This is a genomic window from Amycolatopsis sp. La24, assembly GCF_029087445.1.
Lineage (GTDB): Bacteria > Actinomycetota > Actinomycetes > Mycobacteriales > Pseudonocardiaceae > Amycolatopsis > Amycolatopsis nivea.
Genome location: NZ_JARACH010000004.1, coordinates 59,733 through 77,137, shown reverse-complemented (window position 1 = coordinate 77,137; position 17,405 = coordinate 59,733). Strand labels below are relative to the sequence as shown.

Annotated in this window: 14 protein-coding genes; 8 read left to right on the top strand and 6 right to left on the bottom strand. The window is 70.4% G+C overall.

The genetic code is table 11. The features are described from left to right. Positions 1 to 47 precede the first annotated feature (47 nt). A complete protein-coding gene (locus PUT80_RS07075; protein WP_037809767.1) occupies positions 48 to 1,361 on the bottom strand; it encodes a DUF349 domain-containing protein in 1,314 nt (437 codons plus the stop codon). Between the two features lie 225 nt (positions 1,362 to 1,586). Here PUT80_RS07075 and miaA point away from each other — a divergent pair, with 225 nt between their 5' ends. Next, positions 1,587 to 2,507: a tRNA (adenosine(37)-N6)-dimethylallyltransferase MiaA gene (gene miaA, locus PUT80_RS07070; RefSeq protein ID WP_275291446.1), complete on the top strand. Its 921-nt coding sequence runs from the start codon at positions 1,587 to 1,589 to the stop codon at positions 2,505 to 2,507. Between the two features lie 9 nt (positions 2,508 to 2,516). After that, entirely contained in the window at positions 2,517 to 3,350 is an 834-nt protein-coding gene (gene dapF, locus PUT80_RS07065) for a diaminopimelate epimerase (protein ID WP_275291445.1), read from the top strand. A 54-nt stretch (positions 3,351 to 3,404) separates the two neighbouring features. Here dapF and PUT80_RS07060 read toward each other — a convergent pair whose 3' ends face one another. The 3 genes from PUT80_RS07060 to PUT80_RS07050 are packed head-to-tail and all read right to left on the bottom strand — an operon-like array spanning position 3,405 to position 7,500. Next, complete coding sequence (locus tag PUT80_RS07060) at positions 3,405 to 3,719, bottom strand: putative quinol monooxygenase (RefSeq protein ID WP_275291444.1); 315 nt, start codon at positions 3,717 to 3,719, stop codon at positions 3,405 to 3,407. A 10-nt stretch (positions 3,720 to 3,729) separates the two neighbouring features. Further along, the gene (valS, locus tag PUT80_RS07055) at positions 3,730 to 6,237 is read right to left on the bottom strand and encodes a valine--tRNA ligase (protein WP_275291443.1); all 2,508 of its coding nucleotides are present in this window, start codon (positions 6,235 to 6,237) and stop codon (positions 3,730 to 3,732) included. A gap of 9 nt (positions 6,238 to 6,246) precedes the next feature. Continuing rightward, positions 6,247 to 7,500 carry an MFS transporter gene (locus tag PUT80_RS07050; RefSeq protein WP_275291442.1) on the bottom strand — a complete coding sequence of 418 codons (1,254 nt, stop codon included), beginning with the start codon at positions 7,498 to 7,500 and terminating at the stop codon, positions 6,247 to 6,249. A 58-nt stretch (positions 7,501 to 7,558) separates the two neighbouring features. Here PUT80_RS07050 and PUT80_RS07045 point away from each other — a divergent pair, with 58 nt between their 5' ends. From PUT80_RS07045 to PUT80_RS07035, 3 genes are read left to right on the top strand one after another with little or no spacing between them, the layout of a single operon-like run. Further along, complete coding sequence (locus PUT80_RS07045) at positions 7,559 to 8,065, top strand: helix-turn-helix domain-containing protein (RefSeq protein WP_238607608.1); 507 nt, start codon at positions 7,559 to 7,561, stop codon at positions 8,063 to 8,065. 43 nt (positions 8,066 to 8,108) lie between these two features. After that, entirely contained in the window at positions 8,109 to 9,554 is a 1,446-nt protein-coding gene (gene hflX / locus PUT80_RS07040) for a GTPase HflX (RefSeq protein WP_275291441.1), read from the top strand. 53 nt (positions 9,555 to 9,607) lie between these two features. Then, positions 9,608 to 10,609 carry a hypothetical protein gene (locus PUT80_RS07035; protein WP_275291440.1) on the top strand — a complete coding sequence of 334 codons (1,002 nt, stop codon included), beginning with the start codon at positions 9,608 to 9,610 and terminating at the stop codon, positions 10,607 to 10,609. A gap of 567 nt (positions 10,610 to 11,176) precedes the next feature. Here PUT80_RS07035 and lexA read toward each other — a convergent pair. Then, positions 11,177 to 11,836, bottom strand: a complete 660-nt coding sequence (gene lexA, locus PUT80_RS07030; RefSeq protein WP_037810096.1) for a transcriptional repressor LexA — start codon at positions 11,834 to 11,836, stop codon at positions 11,177 to 11,179. A 436-nt stretch (positions 11,837 to 12,272) separates the two neighbouring features. Beyond that, the gene (locus PUT80_RS07025; protein ID WP_275291439.1) at positions 12,273 to 12,980 is read right to left on the bottom strand and encodes a hypothetical protein; all 708 of its coding nucleotides are present in this window, start codon (positions 12,978 to 12,980) and stop codon (positions 12,273 to 12,275) included. On the opposite strand from PUT80_RS07025, the gene PUT80_RS07020 reads away from it, so the two are divergent. From PUT80_RS07020 to PUT80_RS07010, 3 genes are all read left to right on the top strand, one after another. Next, complete coding sequence (locus PUT80_RS07020) at positions 12,963 to 13,694, top strand: LysM peptidoglycan-binding domain-containing protein (protein WP_275291438.1); 732 nt, start codon at positions 12,963 to 12,965, stop codon at positions 13,692 to 13,694. The genes PUT80_RS07025 and PUT80_RS07020 overlap by 18 nt on opposite strands. 307 nt (positions 13,695 to 14,001) lie before the next feature. Next, positions 14,002 to 14,493 (top strand): transcriptional regulator NrdR, encoded by a 492-nt coding sequence (gene nrdR / locus PUT80_RS07015; protein ID WP_037809784.1) that lies wholly within the window; start codon positions 14,002 to 14,004, stop codon positions 14,491 to 14,493. A 38-nt stretch (positions 14,494 to 14,531) separates the two neighbouring features. Next, complete coding sequence (locus tag PUT80_RS07010) at positions 14,532 to 17,348, top strand: vitamin B12-dependent ribonucleotide reductase (RefSeq protein ID WP_275291437.1); 2,817 nt, start codon at positions 14,532 to 14,534, stop codon at positions 17,346 to 17,348. The last annotated feature ends 57 nt before the right edge of the window (positions 17,349 to 17,405 follow it).

Here is a 17,405-nt window from a genome sequence, read left to right as displayed (position 1 = left end):
AAAAAGGGCCGGTACCCGCGGGTACCGGCCCTTTTCGTGTCGTCGGATCAGCGATCGGCGACCGCGGCTTCCGCGGCCTCCATCCATTCCCGCCACTGGGAGGCCTGCTCCTCGGCCTTCTTCGCCCGCCGTTCGTCCCCGGCGGCCCGCGCCTTGGCGGCCTGCGATTCGAACTGCTCGACGCGCTCGCGGAACTGCGCGGCCCGCGCCTGCGCCTCCGGGTCGGTGCGGCGCCAGCGGCTGTCCTCAGCGGACTTCACCGCGTCCTGCACCGCCTTGAGCCGCCCGTCCAGTTCGCGGATGCGCTCGCGCGGGACCTTGCCGATCTCGTCCCACTGCTCCTGGATCCGCCGCAGCGCCGACTTGGCCGCCTCGAGGTTGGCCGCCACGTCGATCTTCTCGGCCTCGACCAGCAGTTCTTCCTTGCGCTGAGCGTTGCCGGCGAACTCCGCGTCGCGCTCGGAGAACACGGCCGAGCGGCGGGCGAAGAACGCGTCCTGCGCCGCGCGGAACCGCTGCCACAGCGCCTCGTCGCTGTCCTTCGGCGCGCGTCCGGCGGCCTTCCACTCGGCCATCAGGTCCTTGTACCGGCCCGCGGTGGCGCCCCAGTCGTCCGAGTCGGACAGCGCCTCGGCCTCGGCGATCAGCTCTTCCTTGCGCTGCTTCGCGCTCGCCCGCTGCTTATCCAGTTCGGCGAAGTGCGAGCCGCGGCGGCGGTTGAACGCCTCGCGCGCCTTCGAGAAGCGCTTCCACAACTCGTCGTCGGTCTTGCGGTCGACGCCCTTGACCGTCTTCCACTCGTCGAGGATCGCGCGCAGCCGGTCGCCCGCGGCCTTCCACTGGGTGGACTCGGCGGCGATCTTCTCCGCCTCGTCGGCCAGTGCCTGCTTGCGCGCCACGGCCGCCGCCCGGGCTTCCTCGCGCTCGTGCTTGACGTTGACCAGCGCCTTCTCCGCCAGCCCGATCACGAACTCGAGCCGCGCGGCGAGCGCCTTCAGGTCGCCGACCACGGCCGCCTCGCCGAGCCCGTCGCGGATCTGGGTGGCGCTGGAGAGGGCGTGCTTCGGGTCGCCCGCTCCGGAGTTCAGCCGCGTTTCGAGCAGTTCGACCTCGGTGCGCACGTCGTCGAAGCGGCGCGCGTAGTGCAGCAGGCCTTCCTCGGGCGTGCCTGCCTGCCAGACCCCGACCTCGCGTTCGCCGTCGGCGGTGAAGACGTAAACGGTGCCTTCCCCGTCGACCCGGCCCCAGGTGGCGGGGGCGGGCTCGGCGGGCGGCACCGGAGGCGCGGCATGGCCGGCGCCCTGCGCGTGCGGCACCGGGTGCGGTGCCGGGGTGCCGGGGGACGTGTTCTCCTGGGCCATCGCAGGCTCCTTATCGCCTGTACGCCCGCGGCTGCGGGCGCCCCGCCGCGTGAGCGGGGCCGGGTTACGCTGTTGTCGTGCTCTGCCGGGGGCATGGGGCCCCAGCGGCATTCAAGCAGCTCAGCGCGCGCCGTGGTACTGGATGAGCCGCCTGAAAGCGTTGATCCTACTTCTCCTTGACGCTCCGTGCCCGCGTCCCGCCCCGGCCGGGTACCGTTCTGCGGCGTGATCAGCCCAGCTCAACGGCCCCGTCCGGTGGCCGTCGTCGGCCCCACCGCCACCGGGAAGACAGCACTGGCCGTCGAACTCGCGCTGGCGCTGGACGGCGAGGTGGTGAACGCCGACGCGCTCCAGCTCTACCGGGGCATGGACATCGGCACCGCCAAAGCGACCGCGGAGGAACGGCGAGGGGTCCCGCACCACCTGCTGGACGTACTCGACGTGACCGAGACCGCGTCGGTCGCCGCCTATCAGCGTGACGCTCGCAGCACGATCGAGCGGATTCTCGACGCGGGCCGGGTCCCGGTGCTGACCGGCGGCTCGGGGCTGTACGTGCAAGCGGTGCTGGACGACCTCCGTTTCCCCGGCACCGACCCCGCGGTGCGCGCGCGGCTCGACGAAGAGGCCGCCGAACTCGGCACCGCCGCCCTCTACACCCGGCTGGGGGAGCGCGACCCGGTCGCGGCGGCGGCGATCCTGCCCACGAACACCCGCCGCATCGTGCGGGCGCTGGAGGTCATCGAGATCACCGGCGAGCCGTTCTCCGCGAACCTGCCGAAACCGGGTCCGGCGCGCTGGGACACCGTGCTGATCGGGATCGACCGCGAGATCGCCGAGCTGGACGAGCGCGTCGACCTGCGGGTGGAGCGGATGTTCGAGGCCGGTCTCGTGGACGAGGTGCGCGCGTTGCTCGGCCGCGGGCTGCGGGAGGGGAAAACCGCTTCGCGGGCGCTCGGCTACCAGCAGGTGCTGGCCGAACTGGACGGCGAAGGCGACTTCGCGGCAGCCGCGGCGGCGACCGCGCAGGCCACCCGCCGGTTCGTGCGGCGGCAGCGTTCGTGGTTCCGCCGGGACAAGCGGATCCGGTGGTTCGACGGCGGATCGGCGGACCTGGCCGCGCGGGTCCGCGCCGCGCTCGACCAGTAACCTGGACGCATGGGCGGCATCGAATTCCTCAAGGGCCACGGCACGCAGAACGACTTCGTGCTGCTGCCTGACGCGGCCGGCCGCCTCGACCTCACGGCGGAGCGCGTCGCGGCGCTGTGCGACCGGCAGCGGGGTCTCGGCGCGGACGGCGTGCTGCGCGTCGTGCGCGCGAAGGCGATCGGCGAAGAATCGGCCGGCGAGTGGTTCATGGACTACCGCAACGCCGACGGTTCGATCGCCGAGATGTGCGGCAACGGCACCCGCGTTTTCGCGCGCTACCTGGTGGACGCCGGTCTGGAATCGGACGGCGAGTTCGTCATCGGCACCCGGGCGGGCGACCGGCCGGTCGTCGTGCACCCGGACCGTTCGGTCACCGTGCAGATGGGCCCGGCGGCGATCACCGGCACGTCGGTCACCATGGTGGCCGGGCAGGCTTTCTCCGGGGTCGCGGTGAACGTCGGCAACCCGCACCTCGTTTCGGTCACCGACACCGACATCGCCGGGCTCGACCTGCGCGACCAGCCCGATTTCGACCACGACGTCTTCCCGACCGGGGTCAACCTGGAGTTCGTCAACGTGCTCGGCGAGGGCGCGCTGCGGATGCGCGTCCACGAGCGCGGCGTGGGGGAGACGCGCGCCTGCGGCACCGGCACGGTCGCCGCGGTGGCCGCCTCGCTGCACCTCGCGGGCAAGGACACCGGCGAGTCCACAGTGGACATCCCGGGCGGGCAGGTGTCGGTGACGATCTCGCGCGGGGACTCGACGCTGTCCGGCCCCGCGGAGATCGTGGCCCGCGGCGAGATCGACGAGGCTTGGTGGGCTGCCGCCGGTTCGCCGCTGTGAGCGGCAAGCCGGGGTCGTAACCCGGCTCGCCGTTCAAGGCCAGCCGCGGCAGAGTCAGTTCGCCGGCGGGATTTCCCGCGGCCGGTCGTACATCCGCACATCGCGGTCGACGGTCAGCGGCAGCACGCGGCCCAGGCCGATCTCCCGGAAGTGGTCCGACTCGCGATGCGCCTTGAACGCCGCGTCGTCGGCGTACTTCTCGATGCTCACGTACCGCCCCGGCGTTTCGTCGGAGCGGAACACTTCGTACGACAGGCAGCCCGGTTCTTCGCGGCAGGCGGCCGCGAACTCGTGCAGCGCCCGGCCGGACTCCTCGGAGTTCTCGGGGCTGCTTGACACATCGGCGACTACGAGCACGTAGGAATCCACGAAAACCACCCTACGGGGTCACGATCTTGGCATCGAGCGAAAAGTCGCCGTCACGCGTGGTGATCTCGCCGATCGCCCCGGCGAGCCGGACGTCCGCGGCCACCGCGGCGAACCGGGCCAGCGTCTCCGCCGGGCCGCCCACGGTCAGCGTCTCGACCGGCGAGCGCATCGACACCTTCGCGTCCGACTTCGCCCGGCGCACCGCCGCGATCACCTCGCCCGCCAGCGTCAGCAGCGACGGGTCACCGTCGACCACCGGCACCGACGGCCACGCCGCCCGGTGCACCGAACCTTCCTGCCACCACGACCAGATCTCCTCGGTCGCGAACGGCAGCACCGGGGCGAACATGCGCACCAGCGCCGACAGCACCGTCCGCAGCGCCACCTGGGCCGATTCGGCCGCCTCGGCGCCGAGATCGCCGTACGCCCGGCCCTTCACCAACTCCACGTAGTCGTCGCAGAACGTCCAGAAGAACGTCTCGGTCACCTGTAGCGCACGCGCCTGGTCGAGCGCCTCGAACGCGGCCGTCGCTTCCTCGACCACCTTCGCCAGCGTGGCGAGCACAGACTGATCCAGCGGCTCCGTGACGGCTGACTCCGGCTGGGGGATCCCCAGCCCGAGCACGAACCGGCTCACGTTCAACAGCTTCGTCGCCAGCCGTCGCCCGACCTTCATCTGGCCTTCGTCGACCGCTGTGTCGACGCCCGGCCGCGCGCTCGCCGCCCAGTAGCGCACCGCGTCGGAACCGTGCCGCTCCAGCAGATCCGCCGGGGTGACGACGTTGCCGACCGACTTCGACATCTTCTTGCGGTCCGGATCGAGCACCCAGCCGGAGATCACTGCGTCCCGCCACGGCAGCACGCCTTCCTCCAGTTCGGCGCGGACCGCGGTGGAGAACAGCCAGGTGCGGATGATCTCGTGCGCCTGCGGCCGCAGCGAGAACGGGAACACGCGGCGGAACAGGTCGTCGTCGAGACTCCAGCGGCCGGCGATCTGCGGCGTCAGCGACGACGTCGCCCAGGTGTCCATCACGTCCGCCTCGGCGACGAAGCCGCCCGGGACGCCGCGCTGGTCCTCGGTGTAGTCGGGCGGGACGTCGGTGCTCGGGTCCACCGGAAGATTCGCGTCGTCGGGCGTCAGCACCGCGTCGTGGTCCGGCTCGCCGTCGGCGTCCAGCGGATACCAGACCGGGATCGGCACTCCGAAGAACCGCTGGCGGCTCACCAGCCAGTCGCTGGTCAGGCCCTCGACCCAGCTGCGGTAGCGGACCTGCATGTGCGGCGGGACCCAGTTCAGCTCCTCGCCGCGCTCCAGCAGTTTCGCGCGCAAGGCGTCGTCGCGGCCGCCGTTGCGCAGGTACCACTGACGGCTCGTGACGATTTCCAGTGGCTTGTCGCCCTTTTCGTAGAACTTCACCGGATGCGTGATCGGCCTCGGCTCGCCGCGCAGCGCGCCCGCCTCGCGCAGGAGGTCCACCAGAATTTGGCGTCCAGTGTGGACAGTCTTGCCCGCCAGCGGTTCGTATTTGTCGGCCGGGACGCCGTGCGGCGGTTCGGAGCGGAATCGACCGTCGCGGCCCAGCACCGGACGCGTTTCGAGCTGCAGTGCACGCCACCAGGTGACGTCGGTGGTGTCGCCGAAGGTGCAGACCATCGCGATACCGGTGCCCTTTTCCGGATCCGCGAGGTGATGCGCGTGCACCGGCACTTCGACGCCGAACACCGGCGTGCGCACGGTCTTCCCGAAAAGGCCTTGGTAGCGCTCGTCATCCGGATGCGCGACGAGCGCGACGCACGCGGGGAGCAATTCGGGCCGCGTGGTGGAGATGAGCACTTCCGCGCCGTCTTCCGCGGTGAACACGAGGTCGTGATACGCGCCGGGCCGTTCGCGGTCTTCCAGCTCAGCCTGCGCGACAGCGGTGCGGAAGGTGACATCCCACAGCGTCGGGGCTTCGGATTGGTACGCCTCGCCGCGCGCGAGGTTGCGCAGGAACGCGCGCTGCGAGATTTCCGAGGTCGCCGGGTCGATCGTCTGGTACGCCAGAGTCCAGTCGACCGAAAGCCCGATGCTCCGCCAGACCTCCTCGAACACCTTCTCGTCGGTTTCGGTCAGCTGGCGGCACAGTTCCACGAAATTGCGCCGGGACACCGGAATCGCGTTCTTGCCGGGCTTTTCCGGCGGGGTGAAAGCCGGGTCGTAGGGCAGCGACGGCTCGCAGCGCACGCCGAAATGGTTCTGCACGCGGCGTTCGGTGGGCAGGCCGTTGTCGTCCCAGCCGACCGGGTAGAAGACCGAACGGCCGCGCATCCGTTGGTAGCGCGCGAGAACGTCGGTGTGCGTGTAGGAGAAGACATGCCCGATGTGCAGCGAGCCGCTCGCGGTCAGCGGCGGCGTGTCGATCGAGTAGACGTCCGGGCGCGTCCGGTCGAACCGGTATACGCCTTCGCGTTCCCACACCGGCACCCATTTGGCGGTCAGGCCGTCGACGCCGGCTTTGTGCGGGATCTTCTCGTCCATGCCCGCACTTTACGGGGCGGGTACAGCGATTTCCCCGCCCGTCGGCAGGTCCCGCATGCGCCGCAGCGGCGAGCAGATCACCCACAGCGCGCCCGCGATCGGCCCGGCGGTGCCGATCCACAGCGCGCCGGCGAGCCCGAGCCATTCGCCGAGCCCGCCGCCCAGCAGCCCGCCGAGCGGCAGGGCTCCCCAGACGACGAACCGGACGCTCGCGTTCATCCGGCCCAGCAGCCGGTCCGGCGTGATCGCCTGGCGGTAGGAGACCTGCGCGATGTTGTAGAGGATCACGCCGAACCCGAACGCGGCCATCCCGAGCCCGGCGAGCGCGATCCGCCAGTCCGGCGCGGCCGCCAGGACCAGGATCTCGCCCGGCCAGAACAGCACCGGGACCAGCCAGATCGACCGGGCCTGCCCGATCTTCCGGATGATCGGCCCGGCGCAGAGCGCGGCCGCGATGCCGCCGATGCCGCTCACCGCGAGCAGGCCGCCGACCTCGGCCGGTTTCAGCCCGGCCGTGCGCGTCAGGAACAGCACCTGGACGGCTTGGACCACTCCGCCGAAGAAGTTCGACGTGGCGGTGCAGGCGACGATCGCGCGCAGCGGCCGGTCGGCGACGACGAACCGCAGGCCTTCGAGCATTTGCGGCACCAGGCGGTCGTGCTCGGTGCGTTCCGGGAGGGTTTCGACGGTGCGGATGCGCCACAGGCACAGCGCGGAAGTGAGGTAGCCGAGCCCGGTGACCAGGACCGTGCTGGCCGCGCCGATGAACTGCACGAGCACGCCGGCGAGGCTCGGCCCGGCGATCTGCGCCGACGACTGCACGCCCTGCAGCTTCGCGTTGCCCTCCAGCAGCTTCTCGCGGCCGACCAGCGCGGGCAGATACGCCTGGTAGGAGACGTCGAAGAAGACCGTCGCGAACCCGACGAAGAGCACGACCACCAGGACCTGCGCCATCGTGAGCACGCCGGCCCACCAGGCGAACGGGACGCTGAGCAGCAGCACCCCGCGGATCAGGTCGGCGGCGAGCATGAGCGGCCGTTTGCGCATCCGGTCCACCCACACGCCCGCGGGAAGGCCGAGGACAAGGAAGCCGAGCGTCTCGGCCATGGTCAGCAGGCCCATCTCGAACGGCGTGGCGGCCAGCGTGACGGCGGCGAGCAGCGGAATGGCCGTGACGCCGACGAACATCCCCAACTGGCTCGCCGTGTCCCCGGCCCACAGCCTGCGGAAATCGGCGTGGAAGAAGAGTGAGTCGCGACGCACCCGATCGAGTGTTGCCGAGTGATTGGAAAGTGTCAATCACTTTGTCTAGGCTGCGGGGATGCCGTTCCACCGACGTCCCTCCACCGAAGCCGAGGCGGCCGCGCTCGCGTCCGGAATACGGCTGCGCATCATCCGGTTGACCTCTTTCGAGGCGATGACGAACAAGGAGCTGGCAGCCCGGCTCGGCCGCGACCCGGCGACGACGCTGCACCACGTGCGGCGCCTGGTCGACACCGGTTTTCTCGTGGCACAGGAACCTCGGCGCGGTGCGCGCGGGGCGAAGGAGATCCCGTATCTGTCCACCGGGCTTTCGTGGCAGCTGGACAACGCCGAAGCCGAAGCGGTCGCGGTCAACCAGGCCATGCTCGAGGCCTATCTGGCCGAAATGGCGGAGGCCGACCTGGCGGAGACGGAGACGACCCGGCTCGTGGTCCAGGTGGGCGCCGAGGACGTCGCGGAGTTCAAGCGGCGGCTCGAGGGGCTGCTCGAAGAATTCAAGGCCAGGCCCCGCGATCCGGCCTCGGAACGCACGGCCGTGTACGTCTCGGTTTATCCCAGCAGGTAATCCGTTCGGTTCCCGCGCCGAAACGTGGGACCATGGAGGCACGATGACAGAACAGACACACGAAGACTTTTACGACGACAACGACCCCTACGACCCCTCGGTCGGGGAGATGGAACTCGAGGACCGCGCGTCGCTGCGCCGGGTCGCGGGCCTGTCCACCGAGCTCGAGGACATCACCGAGGTCGAGTACCGGCAGCTTCGGCTGGAGCGCGTTGTGCTGGTCGGCGTGTGGACTGAAGGCACCGCCCAGCAGTCCGAGGCGTCGCTGGCCGAACTGGCGCGACTGGCCGAGACGGCGGGCTCGGAGGTGCTCGAAGGCCTCGTCCAGCGGCGGCAGAAGCCCGATCCGGCGACGTACGTCGGGTCCGGCAAGGTCCGCGAGCTGCGCGACGTGGTCGTGGCGACCGGCGCCGACACGGTGATCTGCGACGGCGAGCTCTCGCCCGGCCAGCTGCGCCAGCTGGAGGAGAAGGTCAAGGTCAAGGTGATCGACCGGACCGCCCTGATCCTCGACATCTTCGCCCAGCACGCCCGGTCCAAGGAGGGCAAAGCGCAGGTCGAGCTGGCCCAGCTGCAGTACCTCGTCCCGCGGCTGCGCGGGTGGGGTTCGGCGCTGTCCCGGCAGGCAGGCGGCCGCGCGGGCGGCGCGAACGGCGGCGTGGGCCTGCGCGGACCTGGTGAAACGAAGCTGGAGACGGACCGGCGGCGGATCAGCAAGCGTGTCGCGAAGCTGCGCCGGGAGATCGCCGCGATGGACACCATCCGCGAGACCAAGCGCGGCAAGCGCGTGGCCAACGAGGTGCCGAGCGTGGCGATCGTCGGCTACACCAACGCCGGCAAGTCGAGCCTGCTCAACGCCCTGACCGGGGCCGGGGTGCTGGTGGAGGACGCGCTGTTCGCCACCCTCGACCCGACCACGCGCCGGGCGCAGACGGCCGACGGGCGCACCTTCACCCTCACCGACACCGTCGGGTTCGTGCGGCACCTGCCGCACCAGCTGGTGGACGCGTTCCGCTCGACGCTGGAGGAGGCGGCCGACGCCGACCTGCTCGTGCACGTCGTGGACGGTTCCGACGCGGCCCCGGAGGACCAGGTCAACGCGGTGCGCGAGGTGCTCGCCGAGATCACCCGCAGCCGCAAGGAGCCGCTCCCGCCGGAACTGCTGGTGATCAACAAGGCCGACGCGGCCGACGACGTCACCCTGGCCCGGCTGCGCCACGCGCTGCCCGGTTCGGTGCAGATCTCCGCGCGCACCGGTTCGGGCGTAGCCGACCTGGCCGAGGTGCTGGCCGAACGGCTTCCGCGCGCGGAAACGGTGATCGACGTGCTGGTCCCGTACGCGCGGGGCGAGCTCGTGTCCCGGGCGCACGCGGAAGGCGAGGTGCTGGAAGAAGAGCACGTCGCCGACGGCACGCGCCTGAAGGCGCGAGTCCGGCCGGATCTCGCCGCGGCTCTCCGGGCGTTCGAGACCAACGCCTCGGCGCTCTGAACGTCTTCCGTAGTGCACGGTCCGAGCGGGCCGTGCACTACGGAGGTGAACTGGTGCGGGTCGTCCTGGCACTGACGGCTGTCCTGATGCTCGCGGGAGCTGTCCCCGCTGCGGCTGCTCCCGCTCCGGAGACGCTGTGCCAGGTCAAGGACAAGCGCCTCAACGAACTGTCCGGCCTTGCCTCCGACGGTGAGCATTGGTACGCGATCAACGACGGCGGCACCAAAGTGCAGGTCTTCGTCCTGGACCGGAAATGCCAGGTGACGGACGTCCTGACCGACTCGACGGACCCGTACGACGTCGAGGACCTGGCCCGCGGCAAAGACGGCACCCTCTGGCTTTCCGATACCGGCGACAACCGCGCTAAACGCGAAACGATCGCCCTGCTGGAACTGAAACCGACTGGCGGCCCGGCCGTCGTGCATCGCCTGACCTACCCGGACGGCCCGCACGACACGGAGACCCTGGTTCTGGACCAGTCCGGCACGCCGTTCCTGGTGACCAAGGATCTGCTGGGCACCTCGAAGGTCTATCGGCCGTCAGCCCCGCTGGCGACTCCCGGCCCGACGAAGCTGGAGCAGGTCGGCACCCTGCGCGTCCACAGCACCGACACCCCAGGCGGCCCGGTGGGCTCGTTCGGGTCGGCGCTGATCACTGGAGGCGCGACGAGCGCGGACGGGAAAGTCATCGCACTGCGGACCTACACGGACGCGTACTTGTACGCGGCCCCGGACGGCGACGTCGCGGCGGCCCTGCAACGAGAACCGGTCCGGATTCCGCTGCCGAATGAAAAGCAGGGCGAGGCTATTGCTTTCGATCCGGACGGCACGTTGCTGTCCGCGAGCGAAGGCGTCGGCGAACCGGTGCGGGCGATCAAGAACGCGACTTCTTTGGTCACGCCGCAAGCACCTGCGCCTAAGCCCGGTGGTGCTGCTACTCCTCAGCCAGCCGAGCAGGAGTCAGGTGGGTTTCCGCTGATTCCCGCTGCAGCCATTGCCGCGGTTGTCGTTCTCGGTGCCTGGTTCCTGCTGGCCAGGAAACGTCGCCGCGCCTGACTCGCCGCCGTACTCGCCACGACTCGCTGCGCGTTCTTCCGCGCCACTCCCGCCGTGACGCACCGTCCCTGACACGCCGTTCTTGCCGTGGCGCGGTTCCTGACATGCCGCTCTTGCGCGCGCCGCCGTTCCAGAGGTGCTACCCCCGCGCGCGGCACCGTTCCTCACGCGCCGCCGCCGCGCGCTGCCGCTCCCGCCGCAGCACCGTTCCTGACGGCAGGCCCCTGCCGCGGCAACGCTCTCGCCGCACCGCTCCTGCCGCGGCACCGCACTCACCGCACCGCTTTTGTGCGGCACCACTCTCGCCGCACCGTTTTTGCGCGCCGCCGTTCCTGCCGAAACACCGAACCGGAACACCACGCATGCGCACTGCTCCTGCGTACCGCCCGCTGCTGCGCCACCACTCCCGCCGCGCCACCGCTCCGCACGAACCCGCGCCAGAGCTGCCGCCGTTCCTGCCGTAGCACTGCTTCCGGCCTCGCGCAGCCTCACGACCGTCGGCGGCGAGCCCCAACCCCAGCGCGCTCCCCTCGCCCCGGCCTCGGGGAAGGGGGAGCGCGCCACAGCTCAGAGCCGCCGCAGTACCGCCACGACCTTGCCCAGGATCGAAGCGTCGTCACCGGGAATGGGCTCGTACGCCTCGTTGTGCGGCATCAGCCACACGTGTCCGTCCTTGCGCTTGAACGTCTTCACCGTGGCCTCGCCGTCGATCATCGCGGCGACGATGTCCCCGTTCTCCGCGGCGGGCTGCTGCCGGACGACGACCCAGTCGCCGTCGGTGATGGCGGCGTCGACCATCGAATCGCCGGTGACGCTCAGCAGGAACAGTTCGCCCTCGCCGACGATTTCGCGCGGCAGCGGGAAGACGTCCTCGACGGCCTGCTCGGCGAGCACCGGACCGCCTGCCGCGATCCGGCCGACCAGCGGCACGTACGCCGCCTTCGGCACGGACGGCTGCTGGTCCATGTCGATGCCCATCGGGTTGTCGTCGGTGGACGCGAGCACGCCCACCGCGCGCGGCCGGTTCGCGTCACGGCGCAGGTAGCCCTTGCGCTGCAGCGCGCGCAGCTGATGCGACACCGACGACGTGGACGTGAGCCCCACCGCCTCGCCGATCTCGCGCACGCTCGGCGGGTAGCCGAAGCGGCTCACCCACGTGCGGATGACGTCGAGCACCTGTTGCTGGCGGACGGTCAGCGTCTCGTCCACGTCGTACACCTCCGGCATGGCGCTCACCTTCCCCGTGCTCTCGTGGCCGGACTCGCGCGCGGATTGTGCGGACGCCTTGCCTCGCGAGGCCGTCTTGGCCCCCTTCGCCGCGGTGCCCTTCACCGTGTCCTTCTCCAACGCTGCGTCGCCTCCAGCCGTCCCGCGGTCGCCGTGTCGGCGTCCCGCGCGTGTCCGCGTGCGCCGGGCCGGGATCCGCGCTTTCCGCGAACGCCCGTCCGGCGGCACCCGCCGGAGCCGGTCCGGCAGATGTCCTGGTCACCGACGTTAGCCACCGCGCGCGACGATTTCAAACATCTGTTCGATCGACACGCCGTGTCCTCTCGATTTTGTCGGTGCGGGGTGGTAGACCTTCGCACGGACGTTCGATAGAACGCCTGTTCGATCTGGACCGCTGCGGCGCAGGTGTACGGCCCGGACCGGACGGATTCGCAGGTCACGAGGAGGTTCCGGAATGTCGATCCTGGCAGATCGCGGGCTGGTCCGCCCGCTTCGGCCCGTCCCTGCCGTCCGCCCTGTCGAGGGCGGCGCCGCGTCGGACGGGACGGTCCCCGCCCGGAGGGAACCCGGGCGGGGCGGCCCGACGCGCCGTTCGCGGCGACGCGCGGAGCGGATAGACGCCACCCGAAAGGATGGTGTTCCTTCGGGCTCCGAAGCCGAATCCGGCGAGGTTCCGGGCCCCGCGGCCGGTTCCGCCGAGGTGGTCGACCTTCGCGACCGGACCGGTGCCCGGCGCCGCCCTGGCGCGGATCGGCCCGGCGAGGCTGCGCGCGGCGAGTCCGTCCGGGGTGACGCACGGCGCGGCCGCGGCGCGGGCGAGCCCCGGGAAGGCGCACGCGGCGCGGCCGGACGGCGGCGTGCGTGGCTGGCAGCGGAGGAAGCCGGACTCGGAGGCGGCGAGCGAGCTGATCTCCAACGTTCGGCGCCGAGCGGTGACGCTGAACTGCGCTCTGCCGCCGCCGTTCGATCCGTCGAGCGAGCCGGGTTCCAGACGTCCGCCCGCGCGGTTGTCGAAGCTGAAGAGCGCCCGACCGATGCGGTCGGCGGCCGCGCTGCAGTGCGCTCTGGCGAGCGAGCCGGGTTCCGGACCTCCGCCCGCTTTGGTGCCGAAGCTGAAGAGCGTGCGGTGCGGCCTGTTGAGCAAGCTGGGTTCCGGACCCCGTCCACTGTCGGAATCGAAGCACGCCCGACCCGTGCGGCGCGCGGCCGTGCTGCGGTGCGGTCCGCCGAGCGGGCCGGGTTCCAGACCTCGGCTCCCTCCACCGTCGGAACTGAAGAGCGTGCGGCGCGCAGCCGCGCTGCGGTCCGGTCCGCCGAACGAGCCGGATTCCAGACCTCCGCCCCCTCGGCCGTCGAAACCGAAGAGGCCCCTCCTCGCGAGGCCCGCCGCCCAGTCCGGCACATCCCCGCCGCCGTCCCGGCCAACCCCGGGCGCACCGCGCGCGAGCGGCGTGGCGAGCCGTTGCGGCCGCCGTCTCGGGAGCGGGTCGTCGCCGGGCGGCGCGGTGGCGTGGCCTGCCGTTCCGAGGCCCGGCCGTCGGTGCGGTGGCCGTGGCTGTTCGCGATCGCCTTCGCGGCCTGCCTCATCGTCGCCGGGCTCGGCGTGTTCGGCGCCGGCGTGTCCAGCGGTCCGGTGCCGTCGCGGACCGCGTCCGTTTCCGTGCAGCCCGGCGATTCGCTCGGGACGCTCGCCGCCCGGTTCGCGCCGAACGCCGACCAGAGCGCGGTCGTCGAACGCATCAAGGAGCTCAACAACCTCGACGACACCGCGCTGCTGCCCGGCATGCCGCTCACCGTGCCGGTTGCCTGGTCCGGGGCCGGTTCGGGCGAAGGAACAGGCGGCGCGTCGGGGCCATGACTCTCGGAAACCACCCGGTCGCATCTTGCGCAACCGCTCTTTCACCCTCTCGGGTTTCTTGCGCCCGCCCCGGAGGCGATCTATGGTCTACCCCTATATCTAGTAGTTACACCGCTGTAGTTGGTCCACAGGTAGGGGTAGACTGGCGGCAGTTGTCCACAGCTGGTCGGCAGTTGCCCACCGGATGTCCACAAGTCGATCACCAGGCGCGGGGTCGCGCGCGGTGACCGCGGTCCAGGCCGTAGCGTGGCGGCAGGGGCCGGTCGGGACAGGAATCGACCGGCGCGGAGGGGAAGGTGATCGGCGGATGAGGTGCCCGTTCTGCCGGCATGCGGACTCTCGGGTCGTCGACTCCCGAGAGGTGGACGAGGGACAGGCGATCCGGCGGCGGCGTTCGTGCGCCGAGTGCGGACGGCGTTTCACCACGTCGGAGACGATGGTGCTGGCCGTGGTCAAACGGTCCGGCGCCACCGAGCAGTTCAGCCGGGACAAGGTGGTCAACGGAGTGCGGCGGGCCTGCCAGGGCCGCCCGGTCGACGACGACGCGCTGCAGAAGCTCGCGCAGCGCGTGGAGGAGTCGATCCGGTCCGCCGGGCTCGCCGAGATCCCCAGCCACGAGGTCGGCCTCGCCATCCTCGGCCCGCTGCGGGAACTGGACGGCGTCGCGTATCTCCGGTTCGCCAGCGTCTACCGCTCCTTCTCCTCGGTCGAGGACTTCGAGAAGGAGATCTCCGACCTGCGGAAAGCCATGGCGGGAACTGCGGAGGACCAGGAAGGCGAGCGCGCCGGCGACGACTGAGCCGTCACCGGGTCGCGGGGAGCGAGGGACAGGACCGCATGACCGAAACCGTGGGAACCGGCGCCGCGGCCGGACAGAACAAGAAGCCGAACAAGGGCCTCAACGTCCGGCGGGTCTTCACCACCGAGGGGACCCACCCCTACGACGAGGTCGCGTGGGAGACCCGCGACGTCGTCATGACCAACTGGCGCGACGGCAGCGTCAACTTCGAGCAGCGCGGGGTCGAATTCCCCGAGTTCTGGTCGGTCAACGCGACCAACATCGTCACCAGCAAGTACTTCCGCGGCGCGGTCGGCAGTCCGCAGCGCGAGAGCAGCCTCAAGCAGCTCATCGACCGCGTGGTGCGCACCTACGTGAAGGCCGCCGCCGAGCACGACTACTTCGCCGGTCCGTCCGACCTCGAGATCTTCGAGCACGAGCTCACCTGGATGCTGCTGCACCAGGTCTTCAGCTTCAACTCCCCGGTGTGGTTCAACGTCGGCACGTCCTCGAAGCAGCAGGTGTCCGCCTGCTTCATCCTCGCCGTCGACGACACGATGGAGTCGATCCTCAACTGGTACCGCGAGGAAGGCCTGATCTTCAAGGGCGGTTCCGGCGCGGGCCTCAACCTCTCGCGCATCCGGTCCTCGAAGGAACTGCTCACCTCCGGCGGCACCGCGTCCGGCCCGGTCTCGTTCATGCGCGGCGCCGACGCGTCCGCGGGCACCATCAAGTCCGGCGGGGCGACCCGGCGCGCGGCGAAGATGGTCGTGCTCGACGTCGACCACCCGGACATCGAGGAATTCATCCAGACCAAGGCCCGCGAAGAGGAAAAGATCAAGGTCCTCCGCGACGCCGGGTTCGACATGGACCTCTCCGGCTCCGACATTTCCTCGGTGCAGTACCAGAACGCGAACAACTCGGTCCGCGTGTCCGACGAGTTCATGCACGCCGTCGAGAACGGCACCGACTTCGGCCTGCGCGCCCGGCTCACCGGCGAGGTCATCGACCGCACCGACGCGAAGAAGCTGTTCCGGAGCATGGCGCAGGCGGCGTGGGAATGCGCCGACCCGGGCGTCCAGTACGACAGCACGATCAACGACTGGCACACCTGCCCCGAATCGGGCCGGATCACCGCGTCGAACCCGTGCAGCGAGTACATGCACCTCGACAACTCGAGCTGCAACCTCGCGTCGCTCAACCTGCTGAAGTTCGTGTCCGAGGAGGGCACGTTCGACGCGCCGCTGTTCGCGAAGGCCGTCGAGTTCGTCATCACCGCGATGGACATCTCGATCTGCTTCGCCGACTTCCCGACCGAGCCGATCGCCGACACCACGCGCAAGTTCCGCCAGCTCGGCATCGGCTACGCCAACCTCGGCGCGCTGCTGATGGCGCTGGGCCACGCGTACGACTCCGAGGGCGGCCGCGCGCTCGCCGCCGCGATCACGTCCCTGATGACCGGCGTGTCCTACCGTCGTTCGGCCGAGCTGGCCGGTGTCGTCGGGCCGTACGAGGGCTACGCGCGCAACGCCGAAGCGCACCAGCGCGTCATGCGCAAGCACGCCGCGGCCAACGAGCTTGTCCGCACCTATCACAGCAACGACGCCGCGGTCCGCGCGCTCGCGTCGGAGGAGTGGCAGAAGGGCATCGAACTCGGCACCCGCAACGGCTGGCGCAACGCGCAGGCCTCGGTGCTCGCGCCCACCGGCACCATCGGCTTCATGATGGACTGCGACACCACGGGCATCGAGCCGGACTTCTCGCTGGTGAAGTTCAAGAAGCTCGTCGGCGGCGGGTCGATGCAGATCGTGAACCAGACCGTGCCGCGCGCGCTGCAGGTGCTGGGCTACCAGGCCGAGCAGGTCGAGGCGATCGTCGAGTACGTCGCGCAGCATGGCCACGTGGTCGACGCGCCGGGCCTGCGTCCCGAGCACTACGAGGTGTTCGACTGCGCGGTCGGCGACCGGTCCATCGCGCCGATGGGCCACGTGCGGATGATGGCCGCGGTGCAGCCGTTCATCTCGGGCGCGATCTCGAAGACGGTCAACATGCCGGAGTCGGCGACCGTCGAGGACGTCGAGGAGATCTACTTCCAGGGCTGGAAACTCGGCCTCAAGGCGCTCGCGATCTACCGCGACAACTGCAAGGTCGGCCAGCCGCTGTCGACGGGGAAGAAGAAGGAAGCCGCGGCGGAGACCGAGCCGGAGAAGGTTGTCGAATACCGCCCGGTGCGCCGCCGCCTGCCGAAGAAGCGCCCGAGCCAGACGGTGTCGTTCACCGTTGGCGGCGCCGAGGGCTACCTGCACGCGGGCTCGTATCCGGACGACGGCCTCGGCGAGATCTTCGTGAAGCTCGGCAAGCAGGGTTCCACGCTGTCCGGCGTGATGGACGCCTTCTCGATGTCCATCTCGGTCGGCCTGCAGCACGGCATCCCGCTCGAGTTCTACGTCTCGAAGTTCTCGAACCTGCGCTTCGAACCGGCAGGCATGACCGACGACCCGGACATCCGGATCGCCACGAGCGTCATGGACTACCTGTTCCGCCGCCTGGCGCTCGACTACCTGCCGTACGAAAAGCGCGCGCAGCTGGGCATTTTCACCGCGGACGAGCGCTCGGCCGAGGTCGAGGCGAACTACGGCGGCCAGAGCCTCGACATCGACGCGCTGCGCAGCAGTGTCGACGCGTCGCCAGCCCGCACCGAAGAGTCCACAACGGACACTTCGGGACGTGACGCGCACAGCACCGCCGAGCTGATGGAACTGCACCTCGGCAAGGCCGCGGACGCACCGCTCTGCATGACCTGCGGCACGAAGATGCGGCCCGCGGGATCGTGCTACGCCTGCGAGGGCTGCGGGGCGACGTCCGGCTGCAGCTAGGGAGCGCATTTCGACAGCTGAACGGCTGGCCGGAGCTGAGGCGGCAGTACTGCTTCA